This window comes from Microbacterium sp. CFBP9034, from assembly GCF_034045255.1.
Lineage (GTDB): Bacteria > Actinomycetota > Actinomycetes > Actinomycetales > Microbacteriaceae > Microbacterium.
On record NZ_JAXCWC010000001.1, the window covers coordinates 1 to 21916 of the forward strand.

Here is a 21916-nt window from a genome sequence, read left to right on the forward strand (position 1 = left end):
CGACAGTGACCCGCGCGCCAACCTCCTTCATCAGATCGGTGCGCGCCCTCGTGGCGAAGGACTTCAGCGGTGCAGTCTCCATCAGCGCGTGATCCGCTTCCCCTCGGCGATAGTGGACTGGAGCGCAGCGCGGAGCGCTTCGACGTACTCATCGACATCCGCAGCGGTCGTGAGCACGAACTTCCCGCCGACGACCTCGACCTGCGAGATGGGCACGGTGGGTTTCGGTTGGGGAGCAGTGGGAGGCTTCGGCGAGACCGGCCCCTCCCCTTCGTTCGCGAAGCCCGACTGCCCCCCGCCACCGGGATCGGTCACGGGCCGCGCGGCGGCGAGGTCGGCGACGAGGGATGGGAACGTCGACGTCGCGAAGCTGTTGGCGGCAAGCTTGATCTTCGAGATGCTGGTCTCTTCCCACACCTGCTGGATCGCGCGGTCGACGCGATCGAGCGCCCGGCCCTGCGCGGCTTCGTTCGCCTCGTTGTACTCGGCTGTGCGCTGCAGCTGGATGCGGCGTTGCTCGATCGAATCAGCCGCCTTCCCCTGCTCGTCTTTGACAAGCTCACCGGCCTGCTGCCGCAGCGTGTCGGCCTCGTTCTGAAGATCCACGATCAGGTTGCCCCGGAACACGGCGAGATCGTCCAGCAGCACCTGCACCGGCTCGGCCGCTCCCTTAGGGAGATAGCCGAGGTTGTCGCTCGCATCTCGGAGGAACTTCCGGACTCCGTCGTAGATCGCCTTTCGATCGTCCTTCAGGAAGGCGCGGATCGGGTCGAGGACGGTCTCCTTCGCCTCTACCAGTTCGTCTGCCTGTGCGAACTCAGTCAGGTACCACTCATCGGTCTTTCCGACGACGCTCGCCAGCAGGGTGATCGAGGGGTCGAGCTGCGCGATGAAGGGGTAGTCGTAGGCGGCGCGTGCCTCCTTCAGCCTGGCCAGCTGGTCCTTCAGCTTGTCTGCGCCGAAGTGCGCCAGCTCCAGCGGGTCCTTCGGCGTGACGCCCTCGTCGAAGAAGTCGGTGACAAACTTGCGGAAGGCGGTGACCTTCTTCTCGTCATAGCTTTTCTGTACGCCGATCTTGAGGTTGACGAGCTGCTGGGTGTTCTTGAGCAGCGGCGGCACCTCGGTGCGCTTGAGCACGTTCCCGTTGTGCTCGATTGTGATGCGTGAACCGCCGAAGAGGTAGGCGATCACGACCAGGGTCGAGGTTTGGTCCCAGCCGTAGGGCTTCCCGGTGAACTGGTCGACGATCGTCTTGGCAGTGACCTGCTGGCCGATGTTGGCTCGCTGCTGGACACCGACCGAGTAGACCTCGCTCGCGGCATCCGTCAGCGCAGTGTCGACTGTGACTAAACCCTCTGCGGGCGCCTGAACGAACTTCTGGATGTCCGACTCGATGTAGACTTTGCCGCCGAGGAGCGACAGCTGCGGGTATGCCTTCGTCACCAGCACGCTCAGGCCGTCGAAGACGCGAGTGTCGGCGACCTCGCTGCTCGACTCCACGTCAACCGTGTAGACGATGAGAGATGCCTTGCCGATCGCGCGGCGCAGGCGCTCCAGCAGCTCCTTCTTCCGCTCCAAGTTCTGCTGCGCCTTGGCACCGAGGAGGCGCTGCTGCACCGCCGTGAGCGACCCATTTTGCTTCTGCTTGACGTACTTCTCGGTCTTTAGCAGGAGCCGCAGATCACCGAAGAGTCCCACATCCGCGTCAAGGACAACCCGGACTTCGTCGAGCCCAGTGCTGTGCGCCCGGATCGTCTGCAGAACGTGCGCGTAGCCGGGTGTGAAGAAGTGGACGGTCAGCGCGTGCTGCGGGCCATAGCTGACGTCGTCGATCCGATAGCCAAAGCTGTAGTCGAGGTAATCACCCTTGCCGGTCTTGTACCGAAACTTCGGGGTCTTGAGCACGTCCTGCGAGAGCATCTCGAAGAGCCGCTTGCCAACCTCGGAACTGTCCAGATCGACGATCTTGATCTCGTTCTCGATCTCCTGTTCTTCGTTCGTCAGGTACTCGTAGGTGTCGCCGTTGCGCTGCACATAGGTCTGCGTCTCCAGCAGCGCGAGCGCCTCCTCGACGTTCTTCGAGAGCTCCTGCAGGTTTCGGCCGAACCGGTCATATACAAGTACCGTCAGGTTCCGCGCGGTTGCGCGGAACCCATCAACGTACTTGACCAGGAACAGCGCCTTGAGCACGCGGACGGCCAGCTTCGTGACATCCGACTCCTGATCCGGGAGGTTCTTCTCGGCGACGTCAATCGACCGCTTCGTCGCTGCCTGGACGGTGTCGCGGATGCCCGCGAAGAGGTTGTCGAACGCGGCGATCTGGCCGACCTCAGCCCCGTCCAGCTCCTTCGCGACCTGCTGCACGACGCCGAGCATCGATCGTTCACCGACCGAGGCATGCCGGCCGGTGAACGCGTTGTGCTCCGACAGGCCGACCAGGGCGGCGCTGAAGAGCGGGAACTGGTAATTCACTAAGGGGTAGGTCGAGACGAAGCGCGCCTCGTCCGTGTAGTTCGGATAGGTCCGTCCACCGACGAAGTCGAAGAGGGTCTTGAAGTTGCCGGACTCCTTGGCATAGATCGACTTCAGCTCTGCCCCGCCAGCCGCGTTCTTCGCCAGGAGGCGCTTGCGGATGACCTCCTCGACATCCGCGCTGGAGAGACTGACGCGCGTCTTGAACCGCGCCTGGATCTTGGAGAAGTCGTATGCCTGCTGCGCCGACTGATCGCCAACGATCCGATCGAGCGCTTCCTGACTGGTCACGAAGACCCAGGCACGACCCTTCGCCTTCGTGTTCAGGGTCTCGGCGATGGATTGGAGCTGCAGCTTCATCTTCCCGTCTTCGCCGATGAACTGGCCGACCTCGTCGACGAAGAAGTTGAGTCGTGTGCCGGCCGCCTGCTCGTCGAGCCAGCCGACGACCTCCTTGGCGAAGTCGTCGATGTCGACGCGGTATGAGTCGCGGTACTTCTCGAGAATGTTCTCGGGGGCGCCCGCAGCCGCCCCCGCGATCTCGGCGTAGGCTGCGGCGACGTTCGGCTCCTCCAGCACGTCGAGCTCGCGACCCTCAGTCCACGGGATTCCGGCGATCCGCTGATACGTCTCGATGAACTGCGCGAGGAGCCGGCGGGAGTCGAGATCCCGCTCGAAACGGGCGACGTGCGGCTGCATGCCGTAGTAGCCGCGACTGTTGTTGAAGACTTTGATGAAGACCTTCAGAATCGCGTCGGACTTGTCGCCTCCTTGCGCGTCGGCCACCTGGTCGATGTTGAAGAGAAGGCTGCGGGCGGGGGTGCCTTCCGACTTCTTGAGCGAGGCCTTCAGGAAACTGTCGGTCGTCTTCGACTTAAAACTCTCGGCGACCAGTGCGCGCGGGAAGTCCTGACCGTCCACGTCCCCGAGCAGGTGAGCCAGCATCTTGAGCAGGTGTGACTTGCCCGAGCCGAAGAAGCCGGAGATCCAGACACCGTTCGCGTTCGTGTAGTTCGTGTATTCCTCAAGAAGGTTCGACAGTGCCGTCTCCGCCTCCTTGGTGAGGACATACTCCTCGACCTCCGTACCGAGGTGGGTCGTATCGTCGGCCTTGATCACGCCGTCGATCGGACGAGTGATGTCCTTCTCGAAGATGTCATGGAGCTTCACCGTCAGGCCTCCCGATCCCGGATGTCGAACGCCCGGTAGTAGTTGTCGTCTTTGAGTCGCCCGAAGAGCACGAGCGATGAGCCGGATGTTCCCGATTGCTTGTAGTCACCGGGGAAGAACATGAGCATCGGCTTGCTCGTCGCGACAGTCTGCAGGTTGTTCAGCACACTGTGCGAGCGGATGTACGGGAACACCTCGCCGATGCCTGTGAGGAAGAGGATGTCGTAGGCGGCGCTGTCGAGCCGCTCCTTGATCGCCGGGATCAGCTTCGAACCCGGATCCAGCATGTTCTGCAGCGGCTTGAGGAGCGCGTCCTTCCCCTGCTGAACCTCGAGCTTCAGGAGCCGCTCCCAGACGCCGCGCGCTTGGAGCATCTCGACCGTGAGGTCGTAGAGGTTGATCTCAAGGACTGTGACGCCGTGATCGTTCTTCAGCTTGTTCTTGAGGCGCTTCTTCGCTGCCGCGACGGCGAGCGAATCTTCGGGGTCGTAGGGGTAGATGAAGAACGGCACTTCGTTGCCGAGTCCCTCCATCTCCAGGAACCGCCGAGTGCCGAGCACCGACACGAGGTGCTGCTCCTGCTCCAAGACCTGCTGGGTCGTCATGCCGCCTCCCTTGTCGGGAAGAAGCGGACGTCACTCGGGGTCCGCTTCGCAAGCTCATCGTGGACGCGCGTCGATAGGACGGTGGGAATGATCCTGCCGCCGTCATCGGTGAGGCCCGCGTCTCGCATCAGCAGGAAGACCGTGGAGCGCAGCTTCTGCATCGTCTTCGGTGTGACCTCGCTTAGTTCGTCGTGCCAGAGCGCTTTTCCACGGATGAACGAGTCGAAGTGCTCGGGCAGGACATCCGAAGCCAACTGTAGGAAGCGCTCACGAAGCACCTCCTCTGCGAACTCGCCGATGAGTGAGTATCGGCGACAGGCAGCTACCCACATGAGATGTGCGCGCTCCTCTCCTGTAACGACCGCGAGCAACGCGACTTCCGAGTCGGAGAGTTCTTGAAGCCTCTGAATCAGCTCCCCGCCCATACGAGTTGCGCTGCGGGATGCGCGGCTCTGGAGCAGGTTGTCGGAGTCGATGGCCTCGCGCACCTCTCGCCAGTCATGAAGTCGACCGTAGATTTCAGCGGCGAGCGAAGCATTCTGCAGGAACAAGCGGCCGGTTGTGAACGACAGCTTGTATCGCTGTGACTGGTCTCGCGTCGCACTCACGGCCACCTCCTCCTCGAGTCGGAAAGTTGATCAGTCTATGGGTGAACAACGACATTGCTGCGCGCCCGACAAATTATGGATGGACGGCGGCTGCCATCCTCCCCGTCTCCCCCAGCCGATCGTAGCGGGCGCCTCGACAGAACAATCGCGCCGGGTATCGGCGCCGCCGCTTGCCGACCGCCCATCACTCTGGGTTCGAGCGACCGCCATAAGTAGACTCACGTTCGGAGGCGCAGTGGCGGACGAGCGATCGGCATGGCGGGCGAACGACATCGTCACGTACGACGGTGTGCGAGAAGCCGCAAACGCGGCGATCGCGGCGGTCCTCCGTCTGGCCGATGATGGTGCGATCCTTCCCGAGCGCGCGATTGCCGAGGCATCCGCCATCCGTATTGCGCTTCTCGAGGTGAATGCCTACGACCGGTCCGCGCTCGACGCCTTGCTCGAGCGGTTCAAGAAGAGCGGTGCCGCGGAGTACTCAGGGCTGCCGTTGTGATGGAGCTCAGGCCGGATGACGCCGCGCTGCGAACGGTGTTCGAGCGAACGATCGCCCCGAGCGTGTTTCCGGAGCAGGCTTCCGACGACGACCCAACGCTCACGCTCGTCGTGGGACAGCCCGGATCCGGCTCGGGTCGGGCGGCCCGCGGGTTGCTTGCCGAGCATCCAGGCAGCGCGATCCTGAGTGCGGACGGCTTGCGGGCGTTTCATCCTCACTACATCGAACTGTCGCGGTCGCGGTCGAACGAGGCGACACAGATCTTCGCGGAGGCAACCGCTGCGTGGCTGCGTGACGGTCTGGCCTACGCGCGGGCCAACCGCCGGCCGCTCCTGCTCGAGGGCTCGTTCCAGTCGGCTCAGGTCGCGTCTGCCACCGCGGAGTTGTTCCGGCGGGAGGGATACCGCGCACACCTTGCGGTGGTTGGCGTGCCGCGTGCGGTCAGTCTGCTGTCGGAGGCATCCCGCTATCTGCTTGCTGACCTTGCTGGGAGGGCGACCCGCTTCTCCGACCGCGCAGCGCATGATGCGGCCTTTGAAGTGACCCGGGCGCTGGTCGCCGAGCTCGAGGGCGAGGCATCCGTTGATCGACTCACCGTTGTCGGACGCTCCGGGGAGTGGGTTTTCGACTCGCACCAGGTCGACGGGTTTGAGGGGGCGAGTCGTGCTCTCGCGCGTGAGCACGTCACGCCCCTGACGGGACCGGAAGGGATGCGTTGGCTATCAGAGCTGCGCGCATCGACGGACTATGCGCTCGAGGCCCGACGACTTCCGGCCCAAGTCGCGGAGGTGCTCGCCGCGCTGCACGAGATCGCGATTGCGGACGTGATCCCTCGCCTTCCCCTGCCAGCGGAATCTCTCGCCCGCTCGGGGGCGGAGGAGACCCTGAAGAGCCGGTTGGATGCACTCCGGCGCGCTGTTCCGGCGGAGCGTACGCCGATCGACGTCGCCGCCCCGAGCGTCACGCCGTCGGCGCCCGGCCCGGAAGTCGGGATCCGCTGATCGCTCTCCGCACCGTGCGGGTGTTCTCGCCGCCTGCGAGAACCGTGTCGACATCGACCGCTAGAACAGAGTCGAGTACGCGACAGGCATGCTTCCGACGATAGCCGCGACAAGGATCGCGAGTGCAGCGGCGACTCCCGTCACAACTCCGAAGCGAATGGCGCCACGAAGGTTGGCGCGACCGGCAGCCAGCGCCATCGCTGGCAGAGTCACGACGACGGCAATGCTGCAGAGCGCGACCACGCCGAGCGCGACACCTAGGCCGATCTGCCCGTTCATGTCGGCTCCTCCCTTCGTGAACCTGGCTTCAGTGTGATCCGGGGCGCCGACATCGCGACTCCGTCGCCGATCGGAGACGGGCGCTGCGACGGAGGTGCGGGATCGGGGCGGACGGTTGGTGGTGTGAGTCTCGCGGCGGCATCCAGCCTGCTTGCAGCGGCGGCAGTCCCGCTTCCAAGCTCGCTCTCCACCATCCCTCCGACAGTGGCGCACATAGCGGTCGGGGTCGGCGGAGTGCCGGGACGTGGAGTAGCGGAGCGAGCGGAGCGAGTGAGCATACGCCGCGAAAGCCCGGAACGGAGCCGATCACGACCGCTACACTCTCGGCCTTCGGAGTGTTGACTCACATTGTCGCGGCATCCGCCTCGCTCGGATCGCGTTCGCCAAGCCATCGCGCTACTCGTCCGCGAGCGCGCTGAGTGCCTGTACGAGCTGGGCGCGATACCGCGACGGATCGTGAATGGTCGCGGCTACGAGGACGCGGATCGGCAGGCCGGGGTCTGCTCCCTCGAGCGGTGCGAGACACCAGCGCTGGTCGTCTTCGACACGGTAGCCGGGATCGGCGTCGGCCTTTCGGGGATGCCATGTGAGGGCGCAGATCGCGACCCGGTAGAGCACGGCTTCGGTCTGCGACCGATCGATCAGCGGCGTGCGGGCTTCGGAGACTGTGTTCATCGGTTCATTCCCATCTGGTCTTGCTTGATCAGGTGCGGGTGTGGAGCGGCGGGGTCGAGATGGTGAGGGCGTCGCGGTGGTTCGCGATGACGGAGCCGCTCGTTGATCTGCCGGCCGATCGCATCGAGCCGTGCTTTCTCGATCTCTTCGGGCGTCGGGCGCGGCTTAGGCTTTGGGCCCGGCCGGACCCGGGCGAGCTCCTTCTCAAGTCGTGCAAGTTCTTCCTTCTGCGTGGCAAGGTGGTGCGCGGCGCGCGCCTTCAGGCAGTCGCGCTTCCACTCGGCCCAGAGCTCAGGCGGCGTCGCGATTGAGCGGAGCGCGACCTTGAGTTCGGCATCCGTCCACTCCCGTTCGAAGAACTCGTCGGCGGCGGCCAGGTTGGCGAAACGCTCATCTCTGGCGACGCGGTGGACTCGGCGTACCGGGAGACCGGCAGCGATGCGGCGCTTCTCGCGATCCCTCCAGCGCTGCTGTGCCGCGAGCTGCTTCTCCTTGTTCGCCGCGTAGTAGGCGCGTCGACGCGCACGCTGCTCCTCTGGGTTCTGGGCGTACACCTCACGCCGCCTTTGGCGGTGCTTCTCGGGATCGGCGCGGTACTTCTCGCGGAGGCGGGCGTTCACTTCGTCGCGATGCTTGTCGCGCCACCGCTGCGTTCGGGCGCGCTTGCCTTCGCGATACGCGTCGGGGTCCTTCGCGCGTTGGGCCTCTCGATACTGCCGCTGATACTCGAGCTGCTCTTCACGGTGCTGCGCGTAGTAGTCGCGCTGGTACTGGCGCCGCGATTCGCGGAAGTGCTTGTCGCGGTCATAGAGGAGCGCATGGGCGTGTGCGATCTGCAGGCGCACGTCCTCGGCTTCCCGCGCAAGGCGGTCGTCGGGATCGTCCGACGCCGTGGCGCTCATTGCTCACTCCCGATCCGCTCAGCAAGTTCCTTGATCTTGAGCGGCTGGAACCCCGACCAGTGGTGGTGATCGTCGACGACCACGACCGGCGCCTGCGAATAGCCGAGGTCGTCTGTTACGTAGTCGCGGGCGGCGGAGTTCGCAGGGTCGGCGAGATCGACATCCGAGTGGGGGATGCCGGCAGCATCCAGAACCCGCTTCGTCATCGCGCACTGCACGCACGCCGACCCGGTCGTGTAGACCGTGATCATCGCCGAAGCCCTCGCGGGAGAGTGTCGCCGGTGCTCCGGTGCGTCTGCGCCTCCATCCACGCGTCGACGTCCGAGAGCTTGTAGACGACGGTGCGACCGAACTTCAGGTACTGCGGACCGTCGCCCGTGCGCCGCCACGAACCCAGACGACTGAGCGGGATGCCCGGCAATAGGTCGGCGAGTTCTTGCGGTGTGAGGAAGGTGTGCTCGGGATCGTCCGAACGCACCTGCATGATCGTGACCATCATTCACCTCCAGTTGCGCATGATCCACTTTGTTTGACATGAGTGAACCACTATGTGCTACTCTGCGCAAGAGGTGAATGCCAAAGCGCCGCGCGGTTAGACAGACTGAGGGGGTGAAGGTCGACGTGACAACTCTCGAAGGCACACCCGTCGCATCGCCGGATGCGACGCAGCCGGTCGGGTCCGCGCTGCGCATAGCCCCGGCGTTCATCGCCACGACCATCGATGCGCATCTCGGGGTCTCGACAGCCGTGACCGCTCAGTACGTTGCTAGCGAGGGCCGCTACGTCATCAAGGGCGTCACCAACACCGTCATTGGCGACGACGTGGAGCTCAACTACCCGACGGTGGCCAAGGTCGGGATGCAGGCGATCGTGCAGTCGGCAGCGCCGCGCTGCATCTTCCTGACACTCGACGACGAGTCCGATCCGCTCGCGCGCTGGATCTCGGTCGACGAACTGACCACTTCGCAGGGACGGATCCTGCCACCCCAGCTCGCCGCGGAGGTCGTGCGCCGCGGATCCAGCGAGGCACGGTTGCAGGTCATCGAGTTGCTCTACGGCTCTGCGGCGCTCGCGGGGCTGCCGCCGGCGAAGCTCATCCAGGCCGAGCTCGGGGTTCCACACCGGACGGCGTCGTCGTGGATCATCGCAGCACGGGCAGCCGGGCGCCTTGCGGGGATGAACTACAACGCCGGTCGACCGGCCGGTGGCTAGCGTTCACACTTACCAGACGGCCAAGGGCCGGCGGTACTACGTCAACTACTACAAGCCCGATCGCAGGCAGACCTCGAAGCGCGGGTTCCGGACCAAACGAGAGGCGGAAGAGTTCGCTGCCACGGTGTCAGTGGCGATCTCCCGGAACCAGTACATCGATCCGGTCGACTCGAGGGCCACCGTGGCAACGCTCGCGGAGGTGTGGTTGCAGGACCAGGCCGCAGTGCTGAAGCCCTCGTCGCTACATCCGCTTGAGTCGGCATGGAGAGTCCATGTCGCGCCGAGGTGGGGGAGGGTCCCCATCGGCGCCATTCGCTACAGCGACGTGCGCGCGTGGGTGACTGAGCTCTCCGGCGCTCGAGGTGCGACGACCGTGATCCGCGCGTACGGCATCCTGGCCTCGATCCTCGACATCGCCGTCCGCGACCGCCGCATCCCCGAGAATCCAGCCCGCGGCATCAAGCTCCCCCGCAAACGACCGAAGCGGCGCGTGTACCTGACGCATGCCCAGGTTGACCAGCTCGCGGCGGAGGCGAGCTATCCCGAGGTGGTGTACTTCCTCGCCTACACGGGCCTGCGCTGGGGTGAAGCCACGGCACTCCGCATCACCGACGTCGACTTCTCGCGTCGTCGGGTGCACGTGCAGGAGAACGCCGTCATGGTCAACGGCAAGGTGCATACCGGAACACCGAAGACACATGTGACGCGATCTGTCCCCTATCCGGACTTCCTCGGCGGCGAACTGCAGCTGCTCGCTCACGACCGCGGGCAGAATCAACTCCTGTTTGGCGACGGCACCAATCACCTTCGACTGCCGAACTCGCAAGACGGCTGGTTCGCCAAGGCGGTCAAGCGAGCCCGAGCGAAGGACTCGACGTTCCCGGCTGTGACGCCGCACGATCTGCGCCATACGGCAGCAAGCCTCGCCATCAGCGCCGGAGCAAATGTCAAGGCCGTGCAGCGGATGCTCGGCCACGCCTCTGCCGCGATGACCCTCGACACCTACGCCGACCTCTTCGACGACGACCTCGACTACGTCGCCGACGCGCTGAGCCGCGCGCGGCGGGGCGCACCCGTCATCGTCGTAGGCGAGCAAGACCGCCGCGGCAGCATTCCGAACTGATATTTGCAGTTGCCACGAACGGAGTGCGACCACGCTACTCTGCAGGCATGCCCGCCGCTGGATTTCGGCGGCGCTACGCATCATGGCACCGGTGCAAGGTACCGGGATTAGGGGACCCTGTGGCGACAAAGACGCTCAAGTGCGATCGATGTGGCGAGATCCAACCCGTGGGTCGCGATGGAAAGGTTCCGAGTCACGTCACAACTCGCAACAAGCCGTGCGTGGCCCCCTCGAAGAAGCGCAGGGGTGCCAGCGGGAACCGCAAAGGGTCCAAGGCCTCCAACGCCGAACTCGTCGCCGCACAGGAGTATGCGGCTGATTGGAAACACGGGGAACTTGAGCGCGAGGAAAAGAAGCCCGACGATCGACGGATTTACGGCACACGCGGTGCCACGATTGTGAGCGGGGGTCTCCCCGGCCTGGGCCGGCGCGGCTGAGGCAATCCGCAGGAGGAGCCGCGACTCGATTGGGACCGAGGAGGTTGGCGCAGCGCATCTTGTCAGAATCTTGTCAAGCTGCATCTTCGGCCAAAGCGAAAGCCCCGCGATCCCAGTGTTTTCAAGGGATCTCGGGGCTTCCAGGCTGGCGGTGACGGTGGGATTTGAACCCACGGTAGGGGGTTACCCTACACAACTTTTCGAGAGTTGCACCTTCGGCCGCTCGGACACGTCACCGCGGAAGAGTTTACGGTACGACGCGCCAACCCGCGAATCGGGCGGGTCGGCGTCCTACGCCTCCGCGGTGACCGACACCTCAGCGCCGTCGGGGGCGATGAGTGTGACCACGACCGACACCGGCGCCCCGAGCGGCACACCGATCTCCACGGTGGATCCGGTGAACCGGCCCGGGCGCCGCACACGGCGGAACGAGATCGTCCCCTCCACCAGCGGCGGGCGAGGCGCCGTCGGCACAGCGGCGAGATCGACCTCGGCGCGGAGCCCGCGCAGCGGCGGGAAGACCGGCCGCGGCAGACGGAACGGGCCCCGACCCCGTCCTCGCGCACCCGTCACGCGCAGGCGGTAGGGCTGGTCCAGCGCGGCGTCGGTGGCGACGACGACCACGACCCCGGCGAGCGTCCGTGGCGTGATCCCGAGCAGGTCGAGCGTAGCTGCCGGCGGTGGGGGCGGAGGGGTCCAACCGGGGATGGTGGTGGAGCGCGTGGTCGTGCGGCCCCGGGGATCGGTGATCGTGAGGTCGACGGTGACGGATGCCGCGGCATCCGCTCTGGTGAACCACAGCGCAAGCGGCGACCGGCCGGCCGACCGCACCCCGCGCTCGATCACGGCCGAGCCGCCAGGCGGGGTGGTGAGCGGCGTCTCCGCGAGGGAGGCGAGCGACACCGGCCCAATGTCGATCGGGGAGGGGCCTGCGCCGCTGATGCGGGCGCGAATCATGTGCTCGCCCAGAGCGCCCGCGGCGACGGGCGCCGTGGTCGCCGTGCGGACGACGAGCCCGGTGTGAGCGGCATCCGTCTCGGCCGGCACGAGGTCTTCCAGGACGGGTGGAGTGTCGGGGGCGGCGAGCACCGACACGACGTCCGAGGCCGACGAGTGGAGCCCGCGCACCGCACGCTGCGGCTCGACGGCCTGCGGTACGGCGACCGCGCGGACGAGCCACGGCGTCCATGCGGGAGGCAGCGCGCCCTGCCACTGCGCCTCGTACACGAGGTGCCCGGTGACGGCGTCGCGCACCGGCGTCGCGCCGTCGAGCTTCACCTGGGCGACGACCTCGTCGAACGGCGGTCCCATCGTGTCGGCACGCAGGGCGGCGCGATCGCTGCGCGTCCGGAGCAGCCGGAAGGCCTCGACCGGGAGCGAGCTGGCGGCTTCGAGCCGGAGGAGCGTCTGGACGCCCCCACCCGTCGCGACGGGCGACGACCGCACGACCGGCGGCTCGGGCCTGCTCAGGCGGGGCGCGATGACCGCTCGCAGGTGCTCGTGCGGCTGAGTGCCGCCGGTGCCTTGCGGCCACGGCGACTCGATCGCGGTCGACGAGACGATGGTGACGGCGAAGAAGTGGATATCGGTCGAGCCACGGGGCAGGGTCACGTCGGTCGTCCGGTGGGCGGCGTCCACTTCAGCGATCCGGCGGAAGGCGCCGCGCTGGCGGTCGGGCGTGAGCGCGTCGTAGGCCGCCCGCGCGGCGACGAGCCTCTCCGAGGGACTGTCGGTCGGGTCCGCCTGCGGCTCGAGGCCGGCGGTCTGGCGCAGCGCGGTCTCGGCGCACTCCCACACCACGGCGGTGCGCGCGTCGGCGCCGGCAGGGAGGCTCCACGAGACCGAGGCGTGCGAGCATCCCGAGGCGTCCGGCAGGCTGGCGAGCGGCACGTCAGGCAGGAGCGGCGGTGGCAGCGGATGCACCGGCACGGGGCTGGCCGCCTGGACGTCGGTGCGGGCACCGAAGGGCGTGGGAGTGGGCCCAACCAAGAGATGGCGGCGCGTCCACAGCGCCGCGCCCCAGCGGCGGACCGTGGCGAAGTCGAGCGTCGGCACCGTGGCGGTGAGGCGGTACCGGCGGGCGCCTGAGCCGCGCGGGGCGCCGCCGAGCGGCGCAGTTCCCTCCTCGTTGAGCTCGACGACGGTGCACCCGACGCCGGTCGGCGTGTCGCCCGCGAACGTGATCGCGAGGTCGCGAACGAAGCCACCGGCCGGTGCCGGGCCCGTCGGGGCCAGGACGGGAGGAGTGGCGGGCGGCGGCGCGAGCGGATGGAAGACGACGCGCACATCGATCCTGGACGGGCGCCGTTGCGTCCACTCCGTCGCGATGTCCACCTCGAGCGTGGTCGGCGCCGCGGTGGAGCCGGCGTAGCGGGTGTCGAGCTTCGCCGTCACGATCGCCGGCAGCTCCGGTGCGGGCTCGCCGCCCGTGTGTGCGACATCGCGCCAGGGCGACCACACGCCGAACACGTCGGCGACCGCCAGTCCGTAGCGCACCGCGCGGCCGCCGCTTCCCAGCGGGATGACCGCGGGCGCGTGCATGAGCGACGATCGATCGAATCCCGGCTCGCCCTTCGGTGCGTCCGGGGAGATGGCGACCGTCCGCCCGCCCTGCGGGTCGCGCCGTTCGATGATGGCCTCGGCGGTGGGCGCCCCCGCGTCGGAGACGATCGCCGCCTGCTGGGTGGGCGTGCCGAGCATGGCCGACGCCAGAGCGCGTCGGTACGAGAGCCGGATGCTCTCACCCCACGCCTCGTCGGGCTGCCGGGGTTCGACAAGACCGGCGCGCGCCGCGGTGAGCTGTGCCGGCGCCGGCACCTGCGTCAGCCGGGCACCGCGCGGCGCGTAGGCGGCGAACTCCGCCGAGCCCATGCCGCCGGGGAGCGGCTGCCCCTCGATGACCTGCTCCCCCGGCGCGAGCACATTCGCGTACTTCGCCGTGATGAGCAGCTCATCCCCACCGATGGCGATCTCGTTGTCGTCGCCGAAGGGCTCGACGGTGTACACCGAGCCGAATCCCGTCGCCAGGTTGAGGAAGGGATCGACCTGCGCCGTCAGGCCGAGCACGGCCCAGGGACGCACATCGGCGTTCGCGTCGAGTGACGAGGTGGACGTCTCATCCACGTGCGGCGCCGTGGTCGGGGTCCAGGCCTGCGCCTGCATCTGGCCGAACTCAGGCAGTCCGGGGTCGTAGAGGGCCTCGACCGCGGGGAACACGAACTTGCGCACCTCTTCGACGAGTGACGGCGGGTCGGGCTCCTCCCACGGCGGCGCCTGCACGCCGGCGGGCGTGAGTCCGTCCCACCCGAGAGGCGGCGCCCCGCGCATGAGCCGCCGGATCGCGGCGTCGAACGGCCGCTCCGGCGCGTCGACGCGTCCTTGGTCGCTCGTGTCGTAGTCGCCGAGAGGCCCGTCGACGGGAAGGCCGACGAGCTCGAGCGGCTCCCAGTCGTCGGCGTTGACGATGTCGTGGAGCGTGGTGATCGCGACGGACGGGGAGTGGCCGTTGACGAGCACCGCCCACGTCGCGCCGCCGGTGCGCACGTCGAGCTGCGCGGTCGCTCCAGCTGCGACGCGCACTGCTCCCGCCCCGACACTGCCGACCAGTCCGTCCTCGCCGACGCGGTAGAGGAAGAGCCCGACCGGCTGGGCAGGATCGGACGGCAGGCAGTGCACGACGACGCGCCCCGCATCCACGCCTCCCCAGGTCAGCCGCAGCCCGTCCGCCGCGCCGGTGACCTCGGCGTCCACCGGCTCGGGCTTGCGTCGCTGCGACACCGGGCGCCGCCAGACCATGAAGGGCCCGTGCGGCACGCCGAGCTCTGCCGAGCAGGCCCACACCACACGCACGTCGCCCCACCGGCGCTTGAGCCGCTCCCAGTCGACCCTCTCGCCGAGCAGCTGCTCGCGCTCCCGCGCGACGCGGGTCCAGTCGATCTCGACGGCCTGAGCCCTCATGCGGAACGGATCGGCGATGCGTGCCATCAGTCCTCCACCTCCCAGGGCGCCCGCTGCAGATCGATGCGGACGGCTGTCGTGGCGGTCTCCGTCGTGGTCGTCGGCATCACGTCGCGGTGCACCAGGGCGAAGCGCGCCTCGCGGCCGCGGGAGGACGGCCCGAGGATCGCGATGGCCCGCGTGCCCCCGGGCCCGCGGATGATCCGCTGCACCGTCGCTCGAGTCAGGTCCCCCGCGACGGGCGGCGTCGCGTCGGCGCGCAGCACGAGCCATTCACCCGGTCGTCCGGCCCAGTACCCGTGGCTCGGATCCGGCGCGTCGGGCGGGGCGGGCACCCAGGTGGGGACGGTGCGGGTGCGCCACAGCGGCTCGCTCCCTTCGATGACGACGGCGAGCGGCTGCGGCACGGCGTCGGTGCTCCAGAGCACGCGCGTGCGCGGCCAGTCCGGCACCGGCTCGACGTCGAGCCCCGCCCGCTGCAGCGCATCGTCGACCGCCGCTCCCGTGGGCTGATCGGCGAGCGCGGTGATCGCCGTGAAGTCGGCGACCGCGCGGTGCTCCACGGTGGCCCCGGACGTGAGGGATGCCAGGTGCGCCGTGTCGCGGAACCGCGAGGTGGTGAAGCCGACGCGGTGCACGAGGATCGGATCCGCTCCCGTTCCCTTCGCCACGCTGTGCACGTCGACCAGGTAATCGGTCAGCGGCTCGAAGTCGTACTCGAGGGTCGTCGTGTACACGTCGGTGGCGTCCACGTCGACGTTCACGCAGGCGAGCCCCTCCTCGCCGATCACCTCGAGCACCGCGGTGTGCCACGGCTTGAGCACTCCGTCCGCGCTCTCCAGAGTCGCGAGGACGCCGTCGGCATCGATCGGGAGGATCACGCCGTCCGCCGGCGAACCGCCGCCGGGAGGGGCGGGATGATCGCCGGATGCCGCGCGCACCGTCACTCGCAACTCGCGACCGTAGGCGTCGAAGAGGCCCGTGACGCGCTGCGTCGCGAAGACGATGCGCACCTTCTCGCGCGTGAAGACGCCGACCTCGTCCATGCTGGGCGAGGTGCTCGTGATCCACGGATCGAGATCGATCGGAGCGGTGTCGGCCGTGTGGAACGCGAACGTCTGCGGGGTTCCGACCGGGTTCCAGCCGTCGCCGTCGTCGCCTGCCGCGGGCTGCGGTTCGCCGGCCTTGCTCGTCGCCTCCCACGTGACCGCGAGGCTGTAGTCGGTGTCGGGGTGGAGGAGCGCGACGTCGTCCGCGCCCTTCGACAGCGCGTTCGACAGCGCGGCCCGATCACGGTCGATGGTCAGCTCGTCCCACTCGTAGCGCTCGCGCTCGCTGGCGAATGCCCCCGTGGCCGCGACCACGACGAACGGGTCGCCGAACTGCTCCCGTCCGCCGTCGCGGCGACGCCCGATGACGATGCGCGATGTGCCGTCGGGCACCCACTTGAGAGGCACGAACGCCGGCAGCAGCAGGTGGCCGCTGTTGCGCAGCCGTCCGGCGATCACGCCCGCGCGCCACACCGGATCCGCCCAGGGCCCGCCCGGCTCGACCCACTCGTCGGGCAGCCGGTGCGCGCCGCCGAGCATGTCGGATCCGTCGACCGGACGCTCGTCCAGCGCCGTGCCGTCGGCCGCCTCGCAGCGGATGACGACGCCCTCGATGAGTCCGCGCTCGTCGACGAGGAGCAGCACGGCGAATGCGACGAACGTGTCGTCGTCCCGCACGAACGCGACCGCGTCGCCGAGCTCGTGCGGACGGAACCCGGTCTCCTCCCAGGCAGCCTTGACGAGGTGCCGCTCGTCTTCCGTGCCCCACGGGGCCGGCTCGTCGAGATCGCGGTACGGCGAGCGCAGCACTGCGCCGCGGCATCCGCTCTTCCGCGTGCGTCCACGGCGGTCGATCACCCGGCGACCGTCTTCGAGCGCCTCGGACGCCTCGGCCTCCCAGCCGCTGCGCTGGGCCACGGCAGCGAGGTCGTGCAGCGATCCGCCGTCGACTATGTACTCCGTCGCTTCTGCGAGCGAGACGCCGCTCGTGAACGCGCCCGCGCTGAACGTCGTCGGCGGCAGTCCATCCCAGCGGCCGAACGGATCCCGCGGGTCGACGGGGTCGGCGCTCGAATCGAAGCACAGGACCTGGTCGCCGATGACGACGGCCGGTGCCGTGCCCTGCACGAGATCGATGCGGGGACGGATGCGCCACAGCTCGATCACGCGCACACCGAGTTGCGCGGCCTGCGTTCGCACGGTGCCCGGCGGGTCCGGCCAGGCGACGCCCGTCAGGCGCCAACCGTCGTCGCTCGGCCCGTCGGGGCTGTCGTGGAAGGTCCACAGCACGCCGGCCGGCGGCGCGCCCTGCGAGCAGACGCTGCCCCACTGATGGCGGACGGTCTCGACGAGGTTCTCGCCGTACGGGACAGCGGTGGGCGTGGCGGTCGGCAGCCAGTCCAGCAGGGCCAGCGTCGGCCCGGCGTGGGGACCGGTCGCGGCGAGCGGCTTGATCCACGTGCTCGGGGCATCGCCGGGCCCGACGCCGCCGGTCAGGACGATCGCGTTCACCCGGTAGCGCCACCAGCGGTCACCGACACGGGTCCAGAAGTTCGGCCCGCCCGCAGGCAGGTTCACCGGGGGCGCGCCGAGGATCTCGACGTCGGCGCCGCCCGGGCCGCCGTTCATCTGGGGTGCGGTGTGGAACCCAATGAGGGGGATGGCGTCGATCGGCACGACCGGCACCGGCTCGCTCGTCCCCGAGCGCGCGGCGTCGCCGAGCTTGCCGTCGATGACCTCCCCGGCGCCCGTCCCCTCGACCTTGGCCGGTGTCCGCGCGATGAGCGAGACCCCCGCGACGAGATCTCGCGGCTGCGGCGTGGGAGTCGGCGGGGCGCCGATCGTGAGGCTCACGCATCCCTTGACGGAGAAGAAGAAGAAGTCGACGCTGCCGCACACCTCGCCGTGCACGTACGGCTCCTGCGTGATCGTCCCGTCGGGGTTCTCACGCGTGCCGACCTGCACCTCCAGCTTCGCGCTCGCCGAGATGCCGACGATCCACAGGCGCAGCTCGCCCCGTACGTAGATGATTCCGGCGAGATAGAACGGATCGAGCCCGAGGATGGCGTCGAAGCCCGCCGCGACCTCGAGGTAGAGGCCGACGGACTTGCTGCCCATGAGAACTGCCTGCAGGTGGAAGCCCGTCGCCACCGCGAAGCCCGACGGCACGGAGAGCACCGGCTGCGTCGCCAGCGTGATCCCGTTGCCGTGCACCATGAGATAGCCGCTGCCGCGGATGACGTCGAGCACCGTGACGGTGACCCGCTCGGCCGGGTCGAACCGGCCGAGGTCGACGAACCAGTTCTCGGGGTTCGCGGTCTCGAAGCTCGCGGTGACGGGCACGCGCACGGTCAGGATGCTCTCGATCTCGTACGCGGCCACGATGCCGATGAGGATCTTGCCCGCCGCGAAGTCGATGTCGAGCACAGCGAGGAAGGTCGCCGTCTGGTTGCTGCCGAAGGCCGGCGGCAGGCTCAGCACGTCGGCTTTCATGATGAGCAGCAGCCGCGGGCCCGGCAGCTCGATCAGCACGATGCCGTCGAGATGCACCGTGAAGCCGCCGTCGACCGTTCCGACGGCGATGCCCGCGGCGAAGGCGAAGGCCCCGGGTTCGAGGGTCCACCCCTCGGGCGCCATCACCTGCCCCGTGCGCGGGTACTGGGCCATCACCCAGTCCAGCGCGGGGGTGAGCGAGCCCGCGAACGGCGACTCGTCGCGGCGGTAGTTGACGCCGACGCCGCCCATGAAGCCGTAGATACCGAGCCCGGAGCTTCCCAGCAGGATGGGGACGGGGAACTCCACGCGGCCGCCCACCAGGACACCCGTCACGCCCCGGGCGGGGTCGCGCTCGACGGCGAGGACGGCGGCGACCCGGATGCTGACCGGCGTGACCGTGAGGTCGAAGGCGCCGCGGAACCCGAACTCGGTGAACTCCAGCGATCCGGATCCGTGGAGCGTGCCTGGGATCTCGATGCTCGCGCGCAGCTTCGTGATCTGCAGATCGAGGGGAGGGCCGTCCAGGCGCACGCGCACGCGCACGGCGTCGACATTGACGATCCCGAGGTCGACGCCCAGCCCGACCTCCACTTCGAGATAGGTCGGGTTGTCCCGGCTCACCCGGAAGCCGAGGATGCGCAGGATCTCGTCGAGCGGCGGGGTGGCGGTGAGAGCCCCTGCGGGCACGTCCAGCGAATAGCCGCGGCTCGGGTCGAAGACGGGCAGCGGCACGTACTCCAGGGGCGTCGCGCCCGTCCCCCACTCGGACCGCACGCCGATGGCCTTGTAGCGGGCCTTGATGGGCTTCGCCGGATCGACGCGCACGAGCTCGACGTCGAAGCTGAAGGCGATCTCGAGATCGAGCAGGATGCTGATCTGCACGCCGCGATCGGATGCCGCGGTGATCCCATCGGGGCCGAGGACGCCGCTCGACACGACGAGCTCGCCGCCCCGGAGCATCAGCTCGTGGGTGTGGAGCACATCGCTCGCGCCGAGTGCCACGCTGCCGAGCGCGACGATCCCCCCGGCGGCCGGCGAGAGCTCGACGGCGCTGGCGGTGAGCGGCGCCATCACGGCGAGCGCTCCGAGCACATTGAGCGTGTCCGGGTTCGCCTCGCCCTCGGTCATGATCGCGAGGCCGTCCAGGTCCTGGTCGGCGGCTCGGAACTCGGCCGTGACCTCCCACGCCGCGCGGTCCTCGCTGAGCCGCAGGCGCACGAGGAAGAGGCAGATCCCGTCGCCGGCGTTGCGCGCACCCGAGCGCAGGGGACTCTCGCCGCGGCGGGCGAGCGAAGACTCGGCTGCCGTCTCGATATCGAACTCCCCGTAGATCTCGGCTCGGACGAGGGTGTCGCGCACGATCTCGACGCGCACCCCGATCTTGCGGAAGCAGTCCGGCCGCCGCGCCTGCGGTGGCCGTGGATCGGTGCGCGGCGCCGGCGGCAGAACGGTGCGCGTGATATCGGCGCGGCAGATCTCCTCCACCGCGGGTACGGGCTGCCATCGGGCGACCGCGAGCCACCAGTACGCGTCGCCGCGCGCGGGCCGGGGCGAGACGCCGTCCATCAGGCCCGGGATCGTCGCGGTCGAGTTCGCGAATCCCGACCCGTGCGGGGTGCCTGCCCGCACATCGGTGAAGCCCGCGTTGCGCAGCGCGCGGATGGCGGCCTCCATGCGGCGCCGCGACAGGGCCAGGTTGTGGCTGTCCTGGGCCGTGGAGCCGGGGTCTTCGTGGGAGGCGTAGCCGTCGACGGTGATCTGCTGGCCTGCGCCGACCTGCGCCACGCGGGCGGCCATGGCGGTCTCGAAGGAAGAGCCGCCGGTCGCGCTGGTGGCACGGCCCGACGCGGGGCGGTCTCGCATGTCGGCGTTGCTGTCGGCCCACGCCAGCCGTGCGTCCTCTCGCGACTGCTGCTCAGGAGTGAGCGGGGGGACAGGAGCGGGGACAGGCGCCGGCGGGAGCTGGCCGGCCGTCGGGCGATCGAAGTGGAACCAGCATCCCGCCGTCTGGGCAATCCCGGCGGGAATCGTGGCGGTCACCGACACCGGCCCGCCCGCGGCGACCGGCACCGTGAGGGTCTCGCCGGTCGTGCTGCCCCCGCTCCAGGTCCACGCCACGCTGCGCCGGGGCTCGAGGCGCACCGTCACGTGCGTGGCGGTCTCGCCGTCCTTCACGATGACGTGCGTGCCGCGCCGGGTCGGTCGGACCTCGGTGGTCGAGCCGCCCGTGCCCGATCCGCCGGTGGCGGCGGTGTCTCGCGCGACCGTGATGGTGCGCACCACCGCAGGGGCCGGGCCGCCGTCGTCCGCCGTCACCGTGATCGTCATCGTCCCGGTCGCGGGCGTCGTGACCGGCGCACGGTCGTCGGTGACGGCGACGAGGGAACCGACGGCGATCGACGTCGCGACGGGCGCGATCCCCCCTTCCGTGTCGACGATGATCTCCGAGCTCTCGGGAAGCATCGCGGTGCCGGTGCCCGGGTCGGCGATGTAGCGGCCGTTCGCCGCGCGGAAGCTGACGTGGATGCGCGGGGCGCTGCCGCGATTGACCACCTCAGCTTCGAAGATCCCGGTGACGCCCTGATGCTCGCCGACGCCGATCCAGAGATTGCGCACGCCGGCGCTCACCGCCACGCCTTCGAGTCCCGACGGCGAGACGAAGAGGCGCACCTCGGGAAGGAAGAGCCCCTGCCAGACGGCGGGCTGCACGCGTGCCTCCGGCGGCAGGCCGGAGGGCGCAGCCTCGCCCGAGAGGTCGAGCACCGCGGTGCGGTATGCGAAGCCGAGCGTCGAGCCCGCCCCGACGAGCGCGTACGGCGGCTCCATCCGCACACCCTCGTAGATGTCCTCGGTCCCGCCCCCCGAACTCGTCGCCGACGACAGCAGCTTCACGGCGACGGACTGTCCGGCGAGCTGCATGACCCGCACCCGCAACTGCGGCACGACGAAGGAAACGTCGGGGAACGCCGGGTCGGGGATCAGCTGCCCCTGCGCGTCGAGCTTGGCGCCCACCAGCCCAGGCACCTTGATCGCCGCGATCGGGGCGGTGACGACGACTCGCCAGCCCGACGCGGGTGCACGCAGCTCGCCGACCGCGACGGTGATGTTCGGATCGCGCAGCTGCAGCAGCGACCCGCTCCCGCCCATGCCGCCGGTGGCCAGATCGAGCCCGGGGATCGCCGTCACGCTCTGCGTCACGGACGAGACATCCCAGGTGCCGAACTCGTCCTCGTCGGTCGACGTGGTGATCGGGCCGGTCAGCTGCTCGAGCAGCGGGCGCAGTCGGTCTGCGCCCCCGCCCGAATCGGACAGGGTGTCCCAGAGGCTCATGGCGCCCCTTCCGCAGGATGGAATCACCGATGGACGACGCCCGCAGGCTCGCCCGATGTGTGGAACTTCCGTGGAACGGTCGCAACCCCGACGCCGACGCGCCG

Annotated in this window: 14 protein-coding genes and 1 tRNA gene; 4 read left to right on the plus strand and 11 right to left on the minus strand. The window is 68.8% G+C overall.

What is annotated here, in order from left to right:
* Positions 1-81 precede the first annotated feature (81 nt).
* Genes brxC through SOM19_RS00015 form a run of 3 tightly spaced genes read right to left on the minus strand, consistent with a single transcriptional unit; the run spans position 82 to position 4855 of the window.
* On the minus strand, positions 82-3642 hold the full coding sequence (brxC, locus tag SOM19_RS00005) for a BREX system P-loop protein BrxC (protein ID WP_320484505.1): 3561 nt from the start codon (positions 3640-3642) through the stop codon (positions 82-84).
* Between the two features lie 2 nt (positions 3643-3644).
* Positions 3645-4247 carry a DUF1788 domain-containing protein gene (locus SOM19_RS00010; protein WP_320484506.1) on the minus strand — a complete coding sequence of 201 codons (603 nt, stop codon included), beginning with the start codon at positions 4245-4247 and terminating at the stop codon, positions 3645-3647.
* Entirely contained in the window at positions 4244-4855 is a 612-nt protein-coding gene (locus SOM19_RS00015) for a DUF1819 family protein (protein ID WP_320484507.1), read from the minus strand. The genes SOM19_RS00010 and SOM19_RS00015 overlap by 4 nt, the downstream gene beginning before the upstream one ends.
* Before the next feature lie 235 nt (positions 4856-5090).
* Between SOM19_RS00015 and SOM19_RS00020 the strand changes: the two genes are divergently transcribed.
* Positions 5091-5351 carry a hypothetical protein gene (locus SOM19_RS00020; protein ID WP_320484508.1) on the plus strand — a complete coding sequence of 87 codons (261 nt, stop codon included), beginning with the start codon at positions 5091-5093 and terminating at the stop codon, positions 5349-5351.
* Positions 5351-6352: a zeta toxin family protein gene (locus tag SOM19_RS00025; protein WP_320486628.1), complete on the plus strand. Its 1002-nt coding sequence runs from the start codon at positions 5351-5353 to the stop codon at positions 6350-6352. The genes SOM19_RS00020 and SOM19_RS00025 overlap by 1 nt, the downstream gene beginning before the upstream one ends.
* 60 nt (positions 6353-6412) lie before the next feature.
* Here the strand turns inward: SOM19_RS00025 and SOM19_RS00030 are convergent, their stop codons facing one another.
* The 5 genes from SOM19_RS00030 to SOM19_RS00050 form a co-directional block, all read right to left on the minus strand.
* Positions 6413-6631, minus strand: a complete 219-nt coding sequence (locus SOM19_RS00030; protein WP_320484509.1) for a hypothetical protein — start codon at positions 6629-6631, stop codon at positions 6413-6415.
* A gap of 396 nt (positions 6632-7027) precedes the next feature.
* Positions 7028-7306, minus strand: a complete 279-nt coding sequence (locus SOM19_RS00035) for a hypothetical protein (RefSeq protein WP_320484510.1) — start codon at positions 7304-7306, stop codon at positions 7028-7030.
* Positions 7303-8208: a hypothetical protein gene (locus tag SOM19_RS00040; protein WP_320484511.1), complete on the minus strand. Its 906-nt coding sequence runs from the start codon at positions 8206-8208 to the stop codon at positions 7303-7305. The genes SOM19_RS00035 and SOM19_RS00040 overlap by 4 nt, the downstream gene beginning before the upstream one ends.
* Entirely contained in the window at positions 8205-8459 is a 255-nt protein-coding gene (locus SOM19_RS00045) for a glutaredoxin family protein (RefSeq protein WP_320484512.1), read from the minus strand. Before SOM19_RS00045 ends, SOM19_RS00040 begins: the two co-directional genes overlap by 4 nt.
* Positions 8456-8704 (minus strand): helix-turn-helix transcriptional regulator, encoded by a 249-nt coding sequence (locus SOM19_RS00050; RefSeq protein WP_320484513.1) that lies wholly within the window; start codon positions 8702-8704, stop codon positions 8456-8458. The genes SOM19_RS00045 and SOM19_RS00050 overlap by 4 nt, the downstream gene beginning before the upstream one ends.
* Positions 8705-8829: 125 nt before the next feature.
* On the opposite strand from SOM19_RS00050, the gene SOM19_RS00055 reads away from it, so the two are divergent.
* On the plus strand, positions 8830-9420 hold the full coding sequence (locus SOM19_RS00055) for a hypothetical protein (RefSeq protein WP_320484514.1): 591 nt from the start codon (positions 8830-8832) through the stop codon (positions 9418-9420).
* Positions 9413-10543 carry a site-specific integrase gene (locus SOM19_RS00060; RefSeq protein ID WP_320484515.1) on the plus strand — a complete coding sequence of 377 codons (1131 nt, stop codon included), beginning with the start codon at positions 9413-9415 and terminating at the stop codon, positions 10541-10543. The genes SOM19_RS00055 and SOM19_RS00060 overlap by 8 nt, the downstream gene beginning before the upstream one ends.
* A gap of 583 nt (positions 10544-11126) precedes the next feature.
* On the opposite strand, the gene SOM19_RS00065 is transcribed toward SOM19_RS00060, so the two are convergent.
* From SOM19_RS00065 to SOM19_RS00075, 3 genes are all read right to left on the minus strand, one after another.
* Positions 11127-11217, minus strand: a tRNA-Ser gene (locus tag SOM19_RS00065).
* A gap of 54 nt (positions 11218-11271) precedes the next feature.
* The gene (locus tag SOM19_RS00070) at positions 11272-14964 is read right to left on the minus strand and encodes a hypothetical protein (protein WP_320484516.1); all 3693 of its coding nucleotides are present in this window, start codon (positions 14962-14964) and stop codon (positions 11272-11274) included.
* Positions 14964-21812: a DUF6603 domain-containing protein gene (locus SOM19_RS00075; RefSeq protein ID WP_320484517.1), complete on the minus strand. Its 6849-nt coding sequence runs from the start codon at positions 21810-21812 to the stop codon at positions 14964-14966. Before SOM19_RS00075 ends, SOM19_RS00070 begins: the two co-directional genes overlap by 1 nt.
* Between the last annotated feature and the right edge of the window lie 104 nt (positions 21813-21916).